The sequence below is a fragment of the Streptomyces lincolnensis genome (genome assembly GCF_021173675.1).
Taxonomy (GTDB): domain Bacteria; phylum Actinomycetota; class Actinomycetes; order Streptomycetales; family Streptomycetaceae; genus Streptomyces; species Streptomyces lincolnensis_B.
Genome location: NZ_JAIHON010000014.1, coordinates 100,386 through 118,457, shown reverse-complemented (window position 1 = coordinate 118,457; position 18,072 = coordinate 100,386). Strand labels below are relative to the sequence as shown.

The 18,072-nt window shown below is 73.2% G+C and carries 15 protein-coding genes, 1 tRNA gene and 1 pseudogene; 12 read left to right on the top strand and 5 right to left on the bottom strand.

Translation table 11 applies throughout. The features are described 5' to 3' along the window. Positions 1 to 99: 99 nt before the first annotated feature. The 4 genes and pseudogenes from K4B79_RS36145 to K4B79_RS48400 all read left to right on the top strand — a co-directional run. Positions 100 to 1,026: a metallophosphoesterase gene (locus tag K4B79_RS36145; protein ID WP_232031656.1), complete on the top strand. Its 927-nt coding sequence runs from the start codon at positions 100 to 102 to the stop codon at positions 1,024 to 1,026. Between the two features lie 202 nt (positions 1,027 to 1,228). Next, complete coding sequence (locus K4B79_RS36140; RefSeq protein ID WP_232031655.1) at positions 1,229 to 2,038, top strand: Pr6Pr family membrane protein; 810 nt, start codon at positions 1,229 to 1,231, stop codon at positions 2,036 to 2,038. Positions 2,039 to 2,072: 34 nt separating this feature from the next. Continuing rightward, positions 2,073 to 2,146, top strand: a tRNA-Pro gene (locus K4B79_RS36135). Positions 2,147 to 2,493: 347 nt separating this feature from the next. Next, a pseudogene (locus tag K4B79_RS48400) lies at positions 2,494 to 2,829 on the top strand (DUF5994 family protein); the annotation flags it as partial. 145 nt (positions 2,830 to 2,974) lie between these two features. Here K4B79_RS48400 and K4B79_RS48395 read toward each other — a convergent pair. Further along, positions 2,975 to 3,184: a DUF5994 family protein gene (locus K4B79_RS48395; protein ID WP_308280574.1), complete on the bottom strand. Its 210-nt coding sequence runs from the start codon at positions 3,182 to 3,184 to the stop codon at positions 2,975 to 2,977. Positions 3,185 to 3,263: 79 nt separating this feature from the next. Between K4B79_RS48395 and K4B79_RS36120 the strand changes: the two genes are divergently transcribed. The 3 genes from K4B79_RS36120 to K4B79_RS36110 all read left to right on the top strand — a co-directional run bounded on the left by K4B79_RS36120 (position 3,264) and on the right by K4B79_RS36110 (position 5,241). Further along, entirely contained in the window at positions 3,264 to 3,977 is a 714-nt protein-coding gene (locus tag K4B79_RS36120) for a DUF5994 family protein (RefSeq protein WP_232031654.1), read from the top strand. A 10-nt stretch (positions 3,978 to 3,987) separates the two neighbouring features. Then, complete coding sequence (locus tag K4B79_RS36115; RefSeq protein ID WP_232031653.1) at positions 3,988 to 4,257, top strand: hypothetical protein; 270 nt, start codon at positions 3,988 to 3,990, stop codon at positions 4,255 to 4,257. Between the two features lie 621 nt (positions 4,258 to 4,878). Next, on the top strand, positions 4,879 to 5,241 hold the full coding sequence (locus tag K4B79_RS36110; RefSeq protein WP_232031652.1) for a PRC-barrel domain-containing protein: 363 nt from the start codon (positions 4,879 to 4,881) through the stop codon (positions 5,239 to 5,241). 151 nt (positions 5,242 to 5,392) lie between these two features. Here K4B79_RS36110 and K4B79_RS36105 read toward each other — a convergent pair whose 3' ends face one another. Next, on the bottom strand, positions 5,393 to 6,520 hold the full coding sequence (locus K4B79_RS36105; protein ID WP_232031651.1) for a hypothetical protein: 1,128 nt from the start codon (positions 6,518 to 6,520) through the stop codon (positions 5,393 to 5,395). Continuing rightward, a complete protein-coding gene (locus tag K4B79_RS36100) occupies positions 6,517 to 6,963 on the bottom strand; it encodes a hypothetical protein (RefSeq protein ID WP_232031650.1) in 447 nt (148 codons plus the stop codon). The genes K4B79_RS36105 and K4B79_RS36100 overlap by 4 nt, the downstream gene beginning before the upstream one ends. 611 nt (positions 6,964 to 7,574) lie before the next feature. Here K4B79_RS36100 and K4B79_RS36095 point away from each other — a divergent pair. Then, a complete protein-coding gene (locus K4B79_RS36095; protein WP_232031649.1) occupies positions 7,575 to 11,651 on the top strand; it encodes an nSTAND1 domain-containing NTPase in 4,077 nt (1,358 codons plus the stop codon). A gap of 226 nt (positions 11,652 to 11,877) precedes the next feature. Next, positions 11,878 to 12,648 (top strand): glycosyltransferase family 2 protein, encoded by a 771-nt coding sequence (locus K4B79_RS36090; RefSeq protein WP_374208549.1) that lies wholly within the window; start codon positions 11,878 to 11,880, stop codon positions 12,646 to 12,648. Positions 12,649 to 12,660: 12 nt separating this feature from the next. Here the strand turns inward: K4B79_RS36090 and K4B79_RS36085 are convergent, their stop codons facing one another. Together K4B79_RS36085 and K4B79_RS36080 are read right to left on the bottom strand one after the other, a co-directional pair. After that, positions 12,661 to 13,140 (bottom strand): hypothetical protein, encoded by a 480-nt coding sequence (locus tag K4B79_RS36085; protein ID WP_232031647.1) that lies wholly within the window; start codon positions 13,138 to 13,140, stop codon positions 12,661 to 12,663. Between the two features lie 140 nt (positions 13,141 to 13,280). Next, entirely contained in the window at positions 13,281 to 14,249 is a 969-nt protein-coding gene (locus K4B79_RS36080) for an alpha/beta hydrolase family esterase (protein ID WP_232031646.1), read from the bottom strand. Between the two features lie 85 nt (positions 14,250 to 14,334). Here K4B79_RS36080 and K4B79_RS36075 point away from each other — a divergent pair, with 85 nt between their 5' ends. From K4B79_RS36075 to K4B79_RS48730, 3 genes are all read left to right on the top strand, one after another. Then, complete coding sequence (locus K4B79_RS36075) at positions 14,335 to 15,321, top strand: LysR family transcriptional regulator (RefSeq protein ID WP_232031645.1); 987 nt, start codon at positions 14,335 to 14,337, stop codon at positions 15,319 to 15,321. Beyond that, positions 15,318 to 16,190: a serine hydrolase gene (locus K4B79_RS36070; protein ID WP_374208548.1), complete on the top strand. Its 873-nt coding sequence runs from the start codon at positions 15,318 to 15,320 to the stop codon at positions 16,188 to 16,190. Before K4B79_RS36075 ends, K4B79_RS36070 begins: the two co-directional genes overlap by 4 nt. A 168-nt stretch (positions 16,191 to 16,358) precedes the next feature. Next, entirely contained in the window at positions 16,359 to 18,059 is a 1,701-nt protein-coding gene (locus K4B79_RS48730) for a serine/threonine-protein kinase (protein WP_374208547.1), read from the top strand. Positions 18,060 to 18,072 lie beyond the last annotated feature (13 nt).

The following is an 18,072-nucleotide window of genomic DNA, read 5'->3' as shown; positions in this document are numbered from 1 at the left end:
GTGCGACGGCGGACGCCCGTGCATTTCCGGGGCCCCGGACGAACGGTCCGGAATGGCTCCGCGGTCCGACACACCTCCGCGGTCTGACACGATGGACACATGCGCGCGCGATACGGAGTCCCCCTGGGAATTGCGGCGGTTGGCGCCGCCGGACTGGCCTACTCGGCGGGCTTCGAAGCCCGTTCCTTCCGTCTGCGACGGGTGACGGTCCCCGTCCTGCCCGCGGGCATGCGCCCGCTGCGGGTCCTCCAGGTCTCCGACATCCACATGGTCGGCGGCCAGCGCAAGAAGCAGCGCTGGCTCCGCTCGCTGGCCGGCCTGCGTCCGGACTTCGTGATCAACACCGGTGACAACCTGTCGGACCCGGAGGGCGTGCCGGAGGTCCTGGACGCCCTCGGCCCCCTGATGGAGTTCCCGGGCGCCTATGTCTTCGGCTCCAACGACTACTACGGCCCCACACTCCGCAACCCGGCCCGCTACCTGTTCGAGAAGGCCCAGGGCCGCCACGGCCTCAACGGCAACGCACCCGCCGTAGGCGTGATCCACAACCCGTGGGAGGACCTGCGGGACGGCTTCGACGCGGCGGGCTGGCAGAACCTCACGAACACGCGCGGCATGCTCAAGATCGAGGGCGTGTCGGTGGAACTCACGGGCCTGGACGACCCCCACATCAAGCGCGACCGGTACGCGGAGGTGGCCGGCGGCCCGTCGGCCGGCGCGGACTTCTCGATGGGCGTCGTCCACGCCCCGTACCTCCGGGTGCTGGATTCCTTCACGGCGGACGGCTATCCCCTGATCCTCGCGGGCCACACCCACGGCGGTCAGATCTGCCTCCCCTTCTACGGCGCCTTCGTCACCAACTGCGACCTGGACACGGACCGGGTGAAGGGCCTGTCCCGACACCTGGCGGACGGCCGTGGGGCGTATCTGCACGTGTCGGCGGGGTGCGGGGCGAGCCGGTACACGCCGGTGCGGTTCGCGTGCCCGCCGGAGGTGACGTTGCTGACGTTGGTGGGGCGGGAGTAGGGACGGGTGTGCGGCTGATGCCGACGGGGCGGGGCCGGATAGGTCACTGAGACGCCGGACCGGGGATGGCACTTGAGATGCCGGACCGGGGATGGCCACCGAGGCGGCGGACCGGGGACGGCCACTGGGGTGCCGGACCGGGGATTAACCCGCACGGCCCGCCCGTATCGCCCCTTTTGTCGGCCCTGCCTAGCGTGAGGGCATGACCGCCCCCATACCCAGGGACATCCCGGATCTGCCCGCCCTCCCCGGTGTGCCCGCGCTGCTGCCCTCCCCCGTCCCCGCCACGGCGGTGGTGACCCCCGTGCGCCGCCCGCTGGCCGCCACGTACCGCCTGCTGGTGGCACTGCTGGCGGCCGCGGGGGTGACGCTGGCCCTGCTCCTCGGCAGCCCGACCCGGGTCCTGAGCTTCTTCTCGGTCCAGAGCGCCATCCTGCTGACCCTGGTCACGCTGGCCTCGGCCCGCCGCGCGTGGAGCGCCCGCCGCCCCCTGCCGTCGGCCATGACCGGCGCGGTCCTCCTCTACGTCACGATCACGGCGCTGGTGCACCACCTGCTCCTGGCGAACGAGGCGAGCCCCTTCGCGACGACGAGCCCCCTGACAGACGGCGCCACGACCTCGACAGGCTGGGGCTGGACCTGGCACACCCTCGCCCACCACCTCATCCACACAGCGGTCCCCGCCACGGCCCTCCTGGACTGGCTCCTGCTGACCGCCCCCGGCCGCCTGCACCTCCGCCAGGCCGCACCCTGGCTCCTCTACCCCCTCGCCTACCTGGCCTTCTCCCTCGGCCGCGGCGAACTGCTCCTCCCCGGCACCCCCGACCGCTACCTCTACCCCTTCCTCGACGTCGACCAGCACGGCTACAAGAGCGTCCTCGGCAACGCCCTCCTCCTCGGCCTCAGCTTCTACGCCCTCGCCGTCCTCCTCGTCGCCCTCGACCACGCCCGCCCCAACCCCGTCCGCCACCGGGCCAAAACCGGATTTCGTCTCCGGCCACCGGTGGGCTAAAGTAAACGACGTCGCCGCGACGAGCAGCGACAATCGGGGTGTAGCGCAGCTTGGCAGCGCGCTTCGTTCGGGACGAAGAGGTCGTGGGTTCAAATCCCGCCACCCCGACAGATGAAACACCAGGTCAGGGGCCTGATCCGCATCGCGGGTCGGGCCCCTGAGTGGTTTGGGGGATTGCCGGGGGCGGTTCTGTGGATCACGGCCTTCTTTCTGGGGGTTCGCCGGTCAGGACGGAGAGCGGATCGTCCAGTCGATCAGGGCAGGGCCCGTGGCGTGAGGGCGGTTGGCGACGGGAGCGGGGCGGCGTCCAGGGGCGGGCCGTTCGGGCTCTTCGAGGAGTAGCGTGCATTCATCGGGAGCATTTCGCACACCGGCTCCGATGCCGGTTTCGTTCCCGGTGAGCAACGACACCGGGCGGCTGCCCTCGCGCAGGGGTCCGGAGACGGGTTCGCGCGATGTCCGCGACGACCTCCCATCCTCCGCTACGGTCCGTTCCCTTCAGGGCACCGACCGCGCGCCTCGCGCTGAAGCCCGTGAGTCCCGCGCCAGGACGCGTCGGGCTGGACGGGGCCTGGTGGCCTCGCTCACGTGACCTGGCTCATGAACTCTCCGCTCTGGCGGACGTGCTGGATCCGCTGTGGGGACGGATCACCCACATCTCCGTCGACCCGCGCCTCTGGCCGACCCTCCCGCGCAAGATCCTCGTCAACGACCATGTGGTGAAGGTCGGTTGGTTCACGTCGGAGCGGGATCCGCACAGGATCCTGCTGCTGTCCTATACGGCGGGCCGCTGGGACCTCCTGGTGATACCCCCGGAGACCGACGCCCGTTCGGCCGCACGGCTGATGGCCGTCACGAGTACGGACACCGGCCCGCCGACGACCGCGACCACCCCTGTGACGGCGGAACCCGCCGGGCAGCCCGTGGCGGACCTGATCAGACGCGACCGTTTGTCGCGGCCGCCACGAGCGGTTCCGCGGCGGCGGCGTGCGCGGCGGACGCCGCCGGGTTCCCGCGCAGCCGTACGACCTGGTGGGAGACGAGCATCCGGCCGGGCACCGCGGACCACACCGCCCCGCCGGCCGTGACACTCGTGACGCGCCCCCAGGCGCGCGGCAACCAGGCGAGCAGCCGGGGCAGTTCCACGAGGGTCGCAGGGGCGCGGCCACCACGCCCGGAGGCTGTGGACGGACGACTCCGCCGCCGCGGCTGAGCGCGGAGTACTGTGGAGGGTACCGAGAGCATTTCGCACACCGGCTTCCACGCCGGGTCGTTCTCGGTGAACCATGAAACCCGGGCTGCCGCAGAGGCGGCCCGGAGACAGGTCTGCATCATGTCGGCGACCTTGCATCCGTTCCCGTCGCACCACGAGCCCGTCGCCGCCCCGGCCGCGCGTCTCGCGCTGAAGGCCGACGGCACCTCCCGCGGACTCCTGGACGGTGCCTGGTGGCCCCGCTCCCGGGATCTGCTGAGCGAACTGCCCTCACTGACCGACGCGTTGGACCCCTTGTGGGGCCGCATCACCCGTGTCGCCGTGAACCCGACGCACTGGCCGATCATCCCCCGCAAGGTTCCCGTGCACGGCCGCGTCGTCAAGGTCGGCTGGTTCACGACGGAGATCGACCCGCACAAGCTGCTGCTGCTCTCCTACGGCACCGGCCGCTGGGACCTGCTGGTCATCCCGCCCGAGACCGGGGCGGAGGCGGCGGCCCGGCTGATGGCTGCCGCGTCCGACTACGACGGCCCGCCACTGACCGCGAGCGCCCTCGTCGCCGCGGACGAGGCCCTGCACGGCGTCTCCGTGACCGACGAGTCCTTGGACTCATCGGACCGGGACGAGGCATGGGAGGACGAGGGCGGCGCGGCAGCGGTGTCCGCGGCCGTTCCGCGACAGACCGGTCCGGCCGGTCGGGTCGGCCCCCTGATCGTCGGTATGTGAGGCGGCCACGATGAACGCCTTCCTGACAGCCGTCGCCTTCGTGGTTCTCATCGCGGCCGCGGCGTACGTGATCCACCGGCTCAACCTCCAGCACGCCGACAGAATCGCCGTGCACCGGTACAGCGCCCCTCGGCCGGGCCACCGCGGCCGCGGCGCGCCGCAGCCCCCGGTGGGGCCGGACCGGTCCGAGGCGCCGGTCAGCAGTGAACGGCGGGACCAACGGGACGGGGGCCGCGGCCGCTTCCCGTCGCGCCGCCGTCGTACTCCTCACCCCAGGTGACCTGCCGGTCTCCGTCGCCGGACCATCGGCTGGACCACGAGTGGCCGGGTCCCGTGAAACGGGGCAACTGGCGGGCCCCACCGCCCCGTTCACCGACGGACTGATCGAGGAGCACGCAGCGAGGGAGTACGAGCGGTGGTGCGCTCACTCCGCCGGGTGCGCACGCCGTCGTCTCCGGTCCGCAGCGTGGAGGTGCCTCAGCGCTCGGCGCAGCTCCCGCTGTATCGGTTCCGGGAGCGTCCGGGCCGTACCGTCGCCATGGCCGGTCACCTGCGGTGTGCGCGGTCCCGGCCGTCCTCGCGCCGCCAACGCGCCCGGTTCTGACGGCTGTGGCGACGGTCCCAGCGCTCCTGACGATCCCGGCGCTAGACCAGCACCGCCGCGGCCACCCACCAGAGGGGATACGGTGCGACGTCAGCGCGTCCTGCCCCGCACGCCTGACTGCTCGACGCCTGTCTGCACGGCTGTCGGCCGTCAGGGTCGATACCGTCGCCGCGCGAGGGCGCGACGCGGACGTTCCCGGATAATCTGGAAGAACAGACGGCTACCGGGCTCAGTGGGCGGCGACTTCCGCAAGGGGCGGCTCGCACCGACCCTGATCAACGGCTCAGGAGGCAGGCCATGATCCATGCAGCCGACATCCGCGAGTGGCGCAACCGCAGCGTCGTCGACCCCAAGGGCCACAAGATCGGCGTACTCGAAGCGGTCTACGTCGACACCAGCACCGACGAGCCGGCCATGGCGACGGTGCGGACCGGACTGCCCACCCGCCACCAGCTGTCCTTCGTACCCCTCGACGAGGCGATCCTCGGGCCCGGATACGTCAAGGTCTCCTACGCCAAGAGGCTGGTGAAGAAGGCACCCTCGGTCGGCAGCGACGCCAGGGAGGCGTACGCGTCATGGCCCTCTTCCTGTTTCTCGTTCTGGTCGCCGTCGTGCTGGGAATCATCGGAGTGGCCGCGGAAGGTCTGGGCTACTTGTTGATCATCGGTGTCGTGGTCCTTGTGGCCGCGCTGGGCCTCATCGCTCTCCGCTGGTCCCGGCGCACCGGTCGCCGCCCTCTTCGACAGCGACTTCGACACAACGGCCTCGACGCAACGGCCTCGACGACGGACGGCACCCTGTACTCGTCGGTTCAGGGCGTCGGTTCGTCCGTCGCGGACGGGTGGAGGTAGCGGTCCTCGGCGAACGGGGTGAACCAGGAAGCGAAGGCCACGGGGGTCGTGGGGGCGATGCCGAGGGCGGCGGCGTCGCTGAGGGGGCGTTCGTCGTCGGTGTCCGTCGGGTCGCCGTAGAGCCACTCGTGGTCCATGCCGTCGTAGACGGTGTCGGCGAAGGTGTCGAGGGCGCAGGAGACGTCGTCGTCCAGGAGGTTGTAGAGCTCCAGGACGGTGGTCGCCTGGCCGAGCAGGAAGCGGAGGGCGAGTTCCTCGGCCACGCAACTGAGCCGGCGGAAGCTGCCGTCGGTGAAGCGGGTGGTCATGGCGATCACGGTGACCAGGAAGCGGCGGGCGAAGGGGGCGTCGTAGCGGAGGGCGTACCGGTCGGGCAGGTGTTCCAGGTGCCACAGGGGGCCCTCGCACTCGGCGACGTTGGTGTCCTCCTGGGTGAGGACCTGGACGTCCTCGAACAGTTCGTCCACCAGGAGGCCGGTCGCGTGGACCAGGGCGCCGGCGGCGAGTCTGGCGCTGTCCGGCGGGACGCCGTGCTCCTTGTCACCGGTGTCGCGCACACCGAACACCGCCGGGGAGAACGACCGCAGTTCGTCCGCCAGCGCCAGCATCCGGTCCCGTACGGCCGTGGCCTTCGTGTCGGTGTCGTGGCTCTCTTCGGTGCTCCCGGCGGTCGCGCGCTCGGCGTGCCGGGCCTTGCGGGCGGCCGGGTCCTCGGGCGGGGCGTCGGGGCCGTCGGCCGCGTCGAGGCTCTCCTTGGCCAGGCCCTGGTGGAGTTCGACCTCGCACCGGTCGATCCGCCAGTCCGCCAGCAGCTCGGAACGTTCCAGCAGTTCGTCCACCAGCGCCTGCACCGCGTCCTCGGCGAACTCCAGCGCCGGAGCGTCCACCACGACCTTCAGCAGGGCGCCGCCCGGGTGGACGGCCACGATGGTGTCGACGAGGTCGACCTCCACGCCGTCGGGTCCCTCGACGGACTTGACGGAGTCGAAGCCGTCCTCGATGAGCGCCACCGCGCCCGCTCGTTGAAGTGGGTCCATCTCCGGAGTGCCCTCCGGGATGCAGGTGTCCACGGTCACTACGTACGTCACGTACCCGAGCTTGGCAGGAGGGAGCCGTTCTGCGCGGGGGGTGTGTCTTGTTTCATGGCCGTGATCACGATCGTGACCAGGGCGGTCGAGGCGAGGCTGCCCAGCGTGACCAGGGCGACGCCGACGCCGAAGAGGCCGGTGGCGTCGTCCGACCAGTCGTAGAACGCGGCGACGGCCAGGCCGGCGGTGGTGCCGCCCACCGCGGCGGCGGGGTGCCGGCGGGCGGCCGCCCAGCAGACCGGAGCCAGGAGCGTCAGGGCCAGGCCGACGACCTGCCAGGCCTCGTAGGGGCCGGTGGTCGAGCCGTCGGGGTGGACGTCCCGCTTCTGGTCCCAGCCGAGCCAGGCGGCCCAGAGGGCGACGGAGATCGCGGCCAGCGCGACGGGCGGGAGCAGGCGGTGTTTCAGCAGTCCTCGGCTCGGACTCCGGCTGCTCCGACTCATATTCATGTTCATGCTCATGGGTCGAGGGTTTCGGATCTCCGTGGGGGCTACCAGGGCGCAGATACTCAGTTCCGCTACTCAGGCCCGCTGCTCGGACCCGTTAACCCAGACCCGCTACTCGGTTTCCGTTGCCGAGCGGAGTCGCGACGTCCGGTACCGGTCCCTCCCCTCGTGGGGACCGGTACCGGACGGTGCGGGCCGGAGGGTTCCCGGGCCTTCATGGAATCCGACGGTCCCCCACAGGGGTCGTGCGGATCTCCATGGCAGGCGCGGGATCCCTATAGGTCCAGGCGGATCCACACGGTTTCCCGTGGATCCTTACACTTGTCCGGATCCATACCGTTCCGCCGGGCTCACCGGGCGAGCGTCTTCGGCGGATGGTGGATCGCATGGAAGTCGGCCGAGACCGTACGGCGTCATGCGTTGCCCTTCCGGGCACTGGGCTGGTGGCCTGTGTGGGCGACGTCCGGTTGCTGTGCTGCTGGGTCGGGATCCTGCCAGCTGACGATCCGGTCGAGGAGGTTCCGGTGCCGGACGGACGGCTTCTTCGCAGGTCAGCCGTATAAAGTGAGTTTTCCGGTCCGGATGTTCAAGCGCGCGGAAAGTAAGGGGTGGAGACCTTGAGTGCCGACTCCGGGGCACGCACGGCCTTCGCCGAGCGCCTCGCGCTGCTCTACAAGGAGGCCGGCAATCCGCCCCTCAAGAGCGTGTCCGAGGCGGTCGTACGGCTTCAGCGGGTCGACGAGCGAGGGCGTCCCGTACGGGTGTCCGCGCAGCGGATCAGTGACTGGCGGCGGGCGAAGAACGTACCGGCCCAGTTCGGCGCGCTGGCAGCGGTGCTGCACGTCCTGATCCCCCAGGCGCGGCGCGCGCGGCCGGTTCCGGTGTCGGGCGGGCTGTACGACCTGGCCCAGTGGCAGCGGCTGTGGGAGCGCGCGGTGGCCGACCCGGCCCAGGGAGCCGCGGGCGGCGCGGAGCCGGGCGAGGAGCAGGCGGAACGGGCCGACGCCCCCGCCGTCGCCGGGGGCGTGTGTCCGTATCGGGGGCTGGCCTCCTACCGGCGCCAGGACGCCCGCTGGTTCTTCGGCCGGGAGCGGAGCACGGACGCCCTGGTCGACCTGTTGCGCGAGGCGCGGCCCACGGGCGGCGTGGTCATGCTGGTCGGCGCCTCGGGCGCCGGGAAGTCCTCCCTCCTCAACGCCGGCCTGGTGCCCGCCCTGCGGAACGGGGCCCTCGGCCCGGAGACCAGGCCCGTCCTCCAGCTCGTCCCCGGGGCCGATCCCGTCAAGGAGCTGGTACGGCGCGTCCCTGAACTCGCCGACGTCGTCCCCGCCGGGGCGGAGGAGGAGATCGACGCCGACGCGGTCAAGGCGGCCTTCGCGGCCTGGGCGCCGCGGGAGGCGGCAGCTGCGGCGTCGGTGGCATCTGCGGCGGCTGCGAAATCGGTGGGATCACCAGACCATCCGGCCCATCCGGCCACTCCGTCGCCTGCCGTCCCTCCGCCCCCTCCGGCCCCTCCCGTCGTCATCGTCGACCAGTTCGAGGAGTCCTTCACCCTCTGCCCCGACGAGGACGACCGCCGTACGTTCATCCGGATCCTGCACGCCGCGTCCACCCCCGCGGGCGCGCCCCCCGCCCTCGTCGTACTCGGCATCCGCGCCGACTTCTACGAGCAGTGCCTGCGCCACCCCGAGCTGGCCGACGCCCTGCAGCACCGGCACATGGTGCTCGGGCCGCTGACCACGGCGGAGTTGCGGGAGGCGGTGACGGGGCCGGCCAAGGCGGTGGGGCTGGAGCTGGAGCCGGGGCTCGCGGAGCTGATCGTGCGGGAGGTGAGCGCGGACGGGCCGCGGGGTTCGCACGACGCCGGGGTGCTGCCCCTGATGTCGCACGCCCTGCTGGCCACCTGGCAGCGCAGGAAGGCCGGGAAGCTGACGCTGGCCGGGTACCGCGCGGCCGGCGGTATCCAGGGAGCGGTGGCGGCCACCGCCGAGCGGGCCTGGTCGGCGCTGGATCCGGCGGCGCGGACGGCCGCACGGCTGCTGCTGCTCCGGCTGGTGCGGCTGGGCGAGGACACCCAGGCCACCCGCCGCCGGGGCACGCGCCGGCAGTTGGCGGCGGAGTCTACGGACCCGGGCAAGACGGAGGAGTCGCTGGAGGCCCTGGTGCGGGCCCGGCTGGTGACGCTCGACGCGGAGACCGTCGAGATCACCCATGAGGCACTGCTGCACGCCTGGCCCCGGCTGCGCGACTGGATCGACGAGGACCGGGACAGCAACCTGCTGCGCCAGCGGCTGGAGGAGGACGGCCGGGCCTGGGAGGGCTCCGGCCGCGACTCCTCCCTGCTGTACCGGGGATCACGCCTGGAGCAGGCCCACACCTGGGCGAAGTCCGCCGGGGACACCTTCCTCACCCGCGGCGCGGTGGACTTCCTGGCCGCCTCGGTGCGGCTGCGCCGGCGCACGGTGTGGATCAGCCGCGGTGCCGTGTCGGCCCTGGTGGTCCTGGCGATCGTCGCCGTCGGCTCGGCGGTGGTGGCCTGGCAGCAGCGCAACGACGCCGTGTTCGAGCAGGTGGTCGCCGAGGCCGACCGCGTCCAGTACACGGACCCCTCGCTCTCCGCCCAGCTCGACCTGGTCGCCCACGACCTGCGGCCGGACGACGAGGGCACCAACAACCGGCTGGTCTCGATCGTCAACGCGCCGCTGGCCACTCCCCTGCTCGGCCACACCGGCGCCGTCTACCTCACCTCCTTCAGCCCGGACGGCCGGACCCTGGCCACCGCCAGCTACGACCGCACCGTGCGGCTGTGGGACGTCTCCGACCCGTCCCGCCCCAAGCCCCTGGGCAAGCCGCTCACCGGCCACACCAGCTGGGTGAGCAGCTCGGTCTTCAGCCCGGACGGCCACACCCTGGCCACCGCCGGGGACGACGGAACCGTCCGGCTGTACGACGTACGCGATCCCGCCCGCCCACGCGCGATCGGCGCCCCGCTGACCGGCCACGCCGGCACGATCTACCTGATCGCGTTCAGCCCGGACGGGCGGACCCTGGCCTCGGTCGGCGAGGACCGCACCGTACGCCTGTGGGACATGACCGAGCCGGAGCACGCCAAGCAGATCGGGGCGCCGCTCAAGGGCCACACGGCCGCCGTTCGGGCGGTGGCGTTCAGCCCGGACGGGCGGACCCTGGCCACCGGGGGCGACGACGACACGATCCGGCTGTGGGACCTGGCCGACCGGAACCGGCCGGCGAAGATCCGCACGCTGACCGGGCACACGGACCTGGTGCACTCGGTGGCCTTCAGCCCCGACGGCCGCACCCTCGCCAGCGGTGGCGCGGACGACACCGTCCGGCTGTGGGACGTGGCCGACCCGGCCCGCGCCGCCCAGCTCGGCGCGCCGCTGACCGGGCACACGGGCCCCATCTGGTCGGTGGCCTTCGGCCCGGACGGCCATACGCTCGCCGCGGCCAGCGCGGACAGCACCGCGAGCCTGTGGAACGTCAGCGACCCCGCGAACCCGGCGCAGGTGGGCGAGCCGCTCGCCGGGAGCAGCGGCGAGATGTACGCGCTGGGCTTCAGCCCCGACGGCCGCACCCTCGCCACCGGCAGCGGCGACAGCAAGGTCCGCCTGTGGGCGCTGCCGACCTCGGACATGGTCGGCCGTGACGGCGCGTTCCGCCCGGACGGGCGGGTGCTGGCCACGGCCGCGCGGGACGGCAGCGTCCGACTGTGGAACGTGGACCGGCCGGAGCGCCCGGTGACGCTCAACAAGCCGTTCAAACCCGGGGACGGCGCCTCGCAGCTGCTGTTCTCCCCCGACGGCCGCACCCTCGCGGCGCTGACGGGCAGCCGCACGGTGTACCTGTGGGACGTCAGCGATCCGGCGCGCCCGGTCTCGCACGGTCCGCCGATCGCCCTGCGCACCCGGTTCATGGGCCCCGAGGCCCTCGCCTTCAGCCCGGACGGGCGCACCCTCGCCACCGCCTACGACGTCCGCACGGCCCAGCTGTGGAATGTCACCGACCCCTCCCACGTCGTCCCCTGGGGCAAGCCGCTCACCGGTCACCGGGGCTATGTCAACGCCCTCGTCTTCAGCCCGGACGGCCGCACCCTGGCCAGCGGCAGCGCGGACGCCACCGTCCGGCTGTGGAACGTCACCGATCCGGCCCGCCCCACCCTGGAGGGCACCCCGCTCAGGGGGCCCGAGGGCCCCGTCAACGTGCTCGCCTACAGTCCCGACGGCCGGACGCTGGCCGGCGGCAGCGACGACGACACGCTCCGGCTGTGGAACGTCACCGAGCCCCGCGAGGCCTCCCCGCTGGGCCCGCCCCTGACCGGGCACACCGAGGCGGTCGCCTCGCTCACGTTCAGCGAGGACGGGCGCACCCTGGCCAGTGGCGGCAACGACAACACGATCCGGCTGTGGAAGGTCGGCGACCCCTCGGACGCCGGGCCGATCGGCCAGTCGATGAGCCCAGGGGCGAAGACGGGCAACTTCCTGTCGTTCAGCCCCAAGAGCCACATGCTGGGCGTGTCCAGCGGCACCGACACGGTCCGGCTGTGGAACCTGGACGTCGACCGGGCCATCCGCCACATCTGCTCCACCACCAGGGGTGTTCTCACTCCGGAGAAGTGGCACGAGTACCTGCCCCGGCTGTCGTACGAGCCTCCGTGCGGCGACTGAGGACACCGGCCGGGCGCGCCGAGGACACGGCCGGTCTCATGGATTCAGGGCCTCACCGACGTACAGAACGAGTGATCCCGATCACAACTTCCCGCTGTGGCCGAGCAGTCGGCTCCCGCTGCCCGACCGGCGTTGTTAGTCTTGGCCATAGCCCGATCGCTGGTGCATCCCCCGTCGCCAGCGGTCGGGTCTTTTGCGTGCTGCCGGGAAACCGGCGAGAGAAGGGGTGCGTGCCGCTGTGAGCAGGCACATCGTCGTCGTCACCGCCGTCCACGCCCCCTCCGCGCCGCACCTGCCGGAGGCCCACGCGTCGCTGTGCGCGCAGGAGCTGCCCGGCGGCTGGGAGTGGCGCTGGGTGATCCAGGAGGACGGCACGACGGACGCCGTCGGCCTGTACGTCCCCGCCGACCCCCGCGTCACCTTCCGGCAGGGGCGCCCGGGCGGCCCCGGTGTCGCCCGCACGATGGCGCTCGCGCACGCCGACGGGCCGTACGTGAAGATCCTGGACGCCGACGACCGGCTCACCCCGGGCGCCCTCGCCCGCGACCTGGCCGCCCTGGAGGCCGACCGCACCCTCGGGTGGGCGGCCTCGCGGGCCCTGGACCTCCTCCCGGACGGCTCCACGGTGGCCTTCCCGGGCGATCCCGCCGAGGGTCCCGTCGAGCGCGGGGCCGTCCTGGACTTCTGGGCGGCCAACGACTTCCGCGCGCAGATCCATCCGGCGACCCTCTTCGTCCGCCGGGACCTGCTCGTCGCCCTCGGCGGCTGGATGGCGCTGCCGGCCTCCGAGGACACGGGGCTGCTGCTCGCGCTCAACTCGGTCAGCCGCGGCTGGTTCTCGGCCGAGGCCGGTCTCCTCTACCGCAAGTGGGAAGGCCAGGTGACCGGCCTGGCCCCGCACGTCGATCCCGCCGAGCGGACGGCCCGGATGGCGGTGGTGGAGGAGCGGGCGCGGGCGCTGGGGGCTCTCGGGTGGCGGTATCCGGCGGCCGGCTGAGTCCCGCCCCGGTCAGTTCCCCGGCCCCGCCGCCGCGAGCCAGCGGGCCAGGGTGCGGACCGTGGCCTCGTCCAGCCGGTCCACGACTGTCTGTACGGCCTTCACGTCCTCCGCCGTCAGGTCGTAGAGGCCGGCCTTGCTCAGGCCCGCCATGAGCGCCTGGTGCCTACGGCTGTGCAGGCGCTCGGTGAGGGGGGTGGGTGCCTGGTCGCCGGGGGCGGGGGGCTGGGCCGTGGGAGTGGGCGCAGGCGCGGGCGCGGGCGCCGAGATGTCGTATCGCCGCCAGGCCCCGTCGCCCGGACCCCACAGGTCTACGGTCACGTCCTCGCCGCGGGCCCGCAGGGTCTGGGTCATCTCGCCGAGCGCGTACAGCACGGGCTCGCGGTCGGGTGCCTCCGCGCCCACCTGCCAGGTGCCCGAGGCCGGCCGGTGGAACAGGGCGACCCAGCGGGGGGTTCCCGGCGGTCGCGGGCTCTGGGGACGGGTCTCCATTGCGCTCACCCCTTCGAAGCGGCACGGCGGGAGGCGGTCGGACCGGGACCGTGACGATAGCTGACGGGTCGTCAGATATCCAGGCCGCAGACGGCTCCCCCCGGTTACTCAGTTGGTTACTCAGCGGCTCGCTGTGTTCCTCAGTGGCTCTCCGCGAAGAAGTCGAGGACCGTGCTCGTCGCGTCCAGTGCCCTGCTGGTACGCCCGAAGCCCTTCGGCGGGGTGATCGTCGACCCCGGCCAGGTGTGGCCCGCGTCGTGCACGGCGAGGAACTGGACGGTGCCCGCGGAGCCGCCCAGACGCCAGACCGTACGGTCGTAGCCCCGCTCGGCCCGGGTGGTGGGGGCGCCCGCTCCGCCCGCCTTCGCGAACAACTCGGCGCTCGAGCGGGCCGACCTGGTGGGTGTGACGGGCTCTCCGGCGACGGGCGACGGGGAGGGCAGGCCGTCGATGGGGCGTACGGGATCGTCGGTGCCGTAGACGATCATGACCGGGACGGTTCCGGTGGGCCGGACCTCGGCCGCGCCCGTGGGGAGTTCGCCGGAGACGGCGGCCGCTCCCGCCAGCAGGTCGGGGCGGTCGGCGGCCATCCGCAGGGCCATCGAGCCGCCCATGGAGAAGCCGGTGACGTAGACCCGCTCGGGGTCGGCGCGCTGGTCGCGGACGAGTTCGGCGATCAGTGCCTCGGTGAACCGGACGTCGAGGTCGGGGTCGGGGCGTTGCGGGGTGGCCTGGGTGCCCGCGGCCCAGGCCTTGTCCAGGCCCTCGGGGTAGGCGATCACCATGCCGCGCGCCTTGGCGTCGCGGTCCAGACGGCTCTGCTCGCGGAGTTCCGGCGCGGTGCCGCCCCGGCCGTGGAAGGCGATGACCAGCGGCGGGCGGGTGCCGTCAACGGGCGGGGTGGTGGGGCGGTGCAGGAGATAGGTGCGGGTGCGGCCGTCGACCCGCAGTTCCTCGCGGGTCGGGGTGCCGGCGGCCGGTGCGCGATCGGCGGTTGGCGAAACGGAGGACCCGGCAGGCCGCTCGGTCGTCGTCGAGCAGCCGGTGAGGGCGAGGGCGAGGGCCAGCGCCGGGACGGCACCGCGGAGTAAGCGAGTTCGGAGATCCATGCCCCGAGGAGAGCAGGGGGCGTTCGCCGCTGTCCAAGATCTGTATCGTTCTCGGTTCGATCAATCTTTCGTATGATTGCTGGTCGTGGACCTGGTACGGCACCTGGAGTGCTTCGTGGCTGTTGCCGAAGAGCAACACTTCGGACGTGCCGCGGCCCGCCTGGGCATGGCCCAGCCGCCCCTCTCCCAGCGCATCCAGCGCCTCGAACGGGAGCTGGGGGTCCGGCTGTTCGAGCGCAGCAGCCGGCACGTCACGATCACCAAGGCGGGCACGCTCCTGCTCACCGAAGCCCGTGAACTCCTCCTCCGCTCCGAGTCGTTGCTGGCCACCGCGCGCCGGATCCGGGACGGCGAGAGCGGGTTGCTGCGCGCCGCGCTGCCGCCGGACGTCTCCGGCGAGACCGTCGCCGCGCTGCTGGCACGGTTCCGGCGCGGGCACCCGGGCCTGGAACTGGAGCTGCACGAGCTGCCCACCGCCGAGCAGCTGGCCCGGTTCGCGACGCACGAGCTGGACGTCGGCCTCATCCACCACCCCTGCGACATCACCGGTCTGGAGCTGGGCCCGGTGCTGCGCCGCGAACTGGGCGTCCTGCTGCCGCGCGACGCCCCGTCGGCCGGGCGGCCCGCGATACCGCTCCCCGCCCTGTCGGACCACGACCTGATCCTCTTCCCCCGCGCCAACGCCCCCGCCCTCTACGACGAGTTGCTGACCACCTGCGCCCGCAACGGCTACACCCCCGCCGCCGTACGGCACGGCCAGGGCGCCAGTTTCGTACGCGGGCTGGTGCTGTCCACGGGGGCGGTGGCCTTCGGGCCGCGCGACGACCGGCCCGCGGACCGGCCCACCCGGGACGCTCACGGCCACGACGAGCCGGATGTCGTATGGCGGCCGATCGCCGGTGCGCCGCTGGCCTGGCGGCACTCCGTGGCCTGGCCGCGAGGGCGTGGCGACGCGGCCGTGGAGGCCTTCGCGCGGGCGGCCACCGACGCGCTGCGCACCGCCGCCGGGGCCACCCCCGACGTGCCGACCCGCCCGCTGCACCTGCGCCCGGCATCGGAGTTCTGGCTGTGACCGACACCCTCGGCCGCCTGCACGCGGCCTTCGCCGACGCCGGGGTCACCGGCCGGCTGCACGCCCTCGACATCGACTCGGGCGCCCAGGTCGACTTCGGCGCGGACCGGTCGGTCTGTACGGCCAGCGTGCACAAGCTCTGCCTGCTCGTCACCCTGCACCGGCAGGCCGCCGAGGGCCGCCTGGACCTCACCGAGCAGATCGAGTGCCCGCCGGACGGCCGCACCCCGGGCCCCACCGGGCTGGCCGCGATGCTCGACACGGTCCGGATGTCCCTGCGGGACATCGCCTACCTGATGATGACCGTCAGCGACAACGCCGCCGCCGACCTGCTGCTCGACCGCGTCGGACTCGACACCGTCAACCGCACGACCGCCCGCCTCGGCCTGTCCCGCACCCACGCCGCCCACACCTTCGGCGAACTCCTGGCCACCATCAAGGAGGACGCGGGCCCGCACGGCGCCCGGGCGCTCACCGACCCGCACGTCCTGACCCGGCTGCGGGCCCTGGACCCGGACCGCAGCAATCGCAGCACCCCGCGCGACATGACCCGTCTGCTGGGCGCCGTATGGCGGGACGAGGCCTGCGTGCCCGAGCACGGCGAGGCGATCCGCCGGCTGCTCGGCCTCCAGGTCTGGCCGCACCGGCTGGCCTCCGGGTTCCCCTTCGACGACGTCCACGTGGCGGGCAAGACCGGCACCCTGCCGACCGTGCGCAACGAGGTCGGGGTCGTGGAGTATCCCGACGGCGGCCGCTACGCCGTCGCCGTCTTCACCCGTACGGCGAACCCCGCGGCCACTCTCCCGGCGGCCGACGCGGTGATCGGGACGGCGGCGCGGATCGCCGTGGACGCACTGCGGGCGCCCTGAGCGGGGGGCCGTACCGGGACCGGTGGGGCCGGTGGGGACCGGTAGGACCGGTGGGGGCCGTTGGGGACCGGTAGGCTGGCTCGGCTGCGGCACCCCCCACCATCCCCCCGCCCCACGCGGTGAGTTGCGGCCTGCGGCGACGTCTTACGGCATGAGGATGACGAACAGGTGCTGATAGCGGGCCGGTACCGGCTGAACGACCCGATCGGACGCGGTGCGATGGGGGAGGTCTGGCGGGCCGTCGACGAGACGCTCGGCCGGCCGGTGGCCGTCAAGCTCCTTCTTCCGCAGGGCTCCGACCCGACGTCGGCCTCCCGCTTCCGGCTGGAGGCCCAGACCGCGGGCCGTCTCAACCACCCGTACGTGGTGGGGGTCTACGACTTCGGCGAGTACGACGGCCGGCTCTTCCTGGTGATGGAGCTGGTCGAGGGCGACAGCCTCGCCCGCCTCCTCACCACCGAGGGTCCGCTTCCCGCCGGGCAGGTGGCCCGGATCGCCGCCCAGGCCGCCGCCGGGCTGGCCGCGGCCCACCAGCAGGGCATCGTGCACAGGGACATCAAGCCCGCGAATCTGCTCCTGGACGCCGAAGGCACCCTGAAGATCGGCGACTTCGGCATCGCCCGTTTCGTCGACGACCCCTCCGGGGCGCTCACCACGACCGGGCAGATCGTCGGCACCAGCCTCTATCTCGCGCCCGAACGCGCCCTGGGGCAGCCCGCCGGTCCCGCCGCCGACGTGTACGCGCTCGGCTGTCTGCTGTACCAACTCCTCACCGGGCAGCCGCCGTTCCAGGCCGACACCGCCGTGGCGATCCTGCACCAGCACCTCGACACCCCGCCCGTCGCGCCCACGCGGCGCGGCGCCCGGCTTCCGCCCGCCTTCGAGAACTACCTCCTCGGCCTGCTCGCCAAGAAGCCCGAGGACCGGCCCACGGCGGAACAGGTCGCCGAGTGGTTCGCGGGCGGCGCGTGGGAGGGCAGAGCGGAGCCGTTGCCGGAGGCGGCGCCGGTGGGTGGGGGCGGGGGGTCGTTCACCCGCGGAGGGTCGTTCGCCGGCGGGGAGTCCTTCACCGGCGGGGCGGGCGCTTCCTTCGGGACCGAGGCCAGGGCTGGGGCCGGGGCGTCGTCCGCGGGCAGAGCCGGGGGCTCGTCCGCCGCCACGGGCCGGGCGGGGGCGAGATTCTCCCCGGGGCCCGGTGCGAGAACGGGATCCGCTGCGAGGACGAGATCGGGATCTGCTGCGGGAGCGGGGCTCTCCTCGGGCGCCGGGGCCGGAGCCGGGACCGGTGCCGGGGTCGCATCGAGGCGCGGGGCCGGGCGGCATGGCAGCCCGTCGGGGCGCGGGGCCGGGTCTGTGGCCCCGTCAGGAGCTCCGTCGGGAGCCTCGTCCGGGCGGCCGGCCGGGCGGCGCGGAGGTCCGTCGGGTGCCGGGTCCGGGTCCGGGGCCGGGTTCTCGGCGGAGGTCGGGCCCGCGACGACGTACGCCTTGCCGAACGCCTCCGCCGGGCGGAACGGGCGCACGGCGCGGACCAGCCACACCCGGGCGGCCCGGCGGCCTCAAGGCCCCGGGGTGCGGGGGGCGTTGGCGCGGCGGCCGAGGGTCGTGGCGATCGTGGCGGCGGTGGTGATCTTCGTGGCCGCGATGCTCGCGGGCATGGCGTGGTTCTCCCCCGGTCACAGCTCGGCGGAGAGCCCCGGCGGGGGCACGCCGGGTTCGTCGGCCCCGGTCACGTCACCCGCCTCGACACCGGCCTCGGGCGGGACCACGGGCGTGTCCGACGTCACCGTGCCCTCCCCCACCGCCCCCGAGCCGGGCAACGGCAACCGCAACGGCGACGACGAGGACGATCCCGACGAGAACGAGAACTGAGCCCCGGATCCCG

Bases quoted from the DNA above. Each gene is read 5' to 3' on its own strand.
- K4B79_RS36080 (WP_232031646.1), bottom strand. From the start codon at position 14,249: ATGGATCTCCGAACTCGCTTACTCCGCGGTGCCGTCCCGGCGCTGGCC.
- K4B79_RS36110 (WP_232031652.1), top strand. From the start codon at position 4,879: ATGATCCATGCAGCCGACATCCGCGAGTGGCGCAACCGCAGCGTCGTC.
- K4B79_RS36140 (WP_232031655.1), top strand. From the start codon at position 1,229: ATGACCGCCCCCATACCCAGGGACATCCCGGATCTGCCCGCCCTCCCC.
- K4B79_RS36145 (WP_232031656.1), top strand. From the start codon at position 100: ATGCGCGCGCGATACGGAGTCCCCCTGGGAATTGCGGCGGTTGGCGCC.
- K4B79_RS36100 (WP_232031650.1), bottom strand. From the start codon at position 6,963: ATGAGTCGGAGCAGCCGGAGTCCGAGCCGAGGACTGCTGAAACACCGC.
- K4B79_RS36115 (WP_232031653.1), top strand. From the start codon at position 3,988: ATGAACGCCTTCCTGACAGCCGTCGCCTTCGTGGTTCTCATCGCGGCC.
- K4B79_RS36085 (WP_232031647.1), bottom strand. From the start codon at position 13,140: ATGGAGACCCGTCCCCAGAGCCCGCGACCGCCGGGAACCCCCCGCTGG.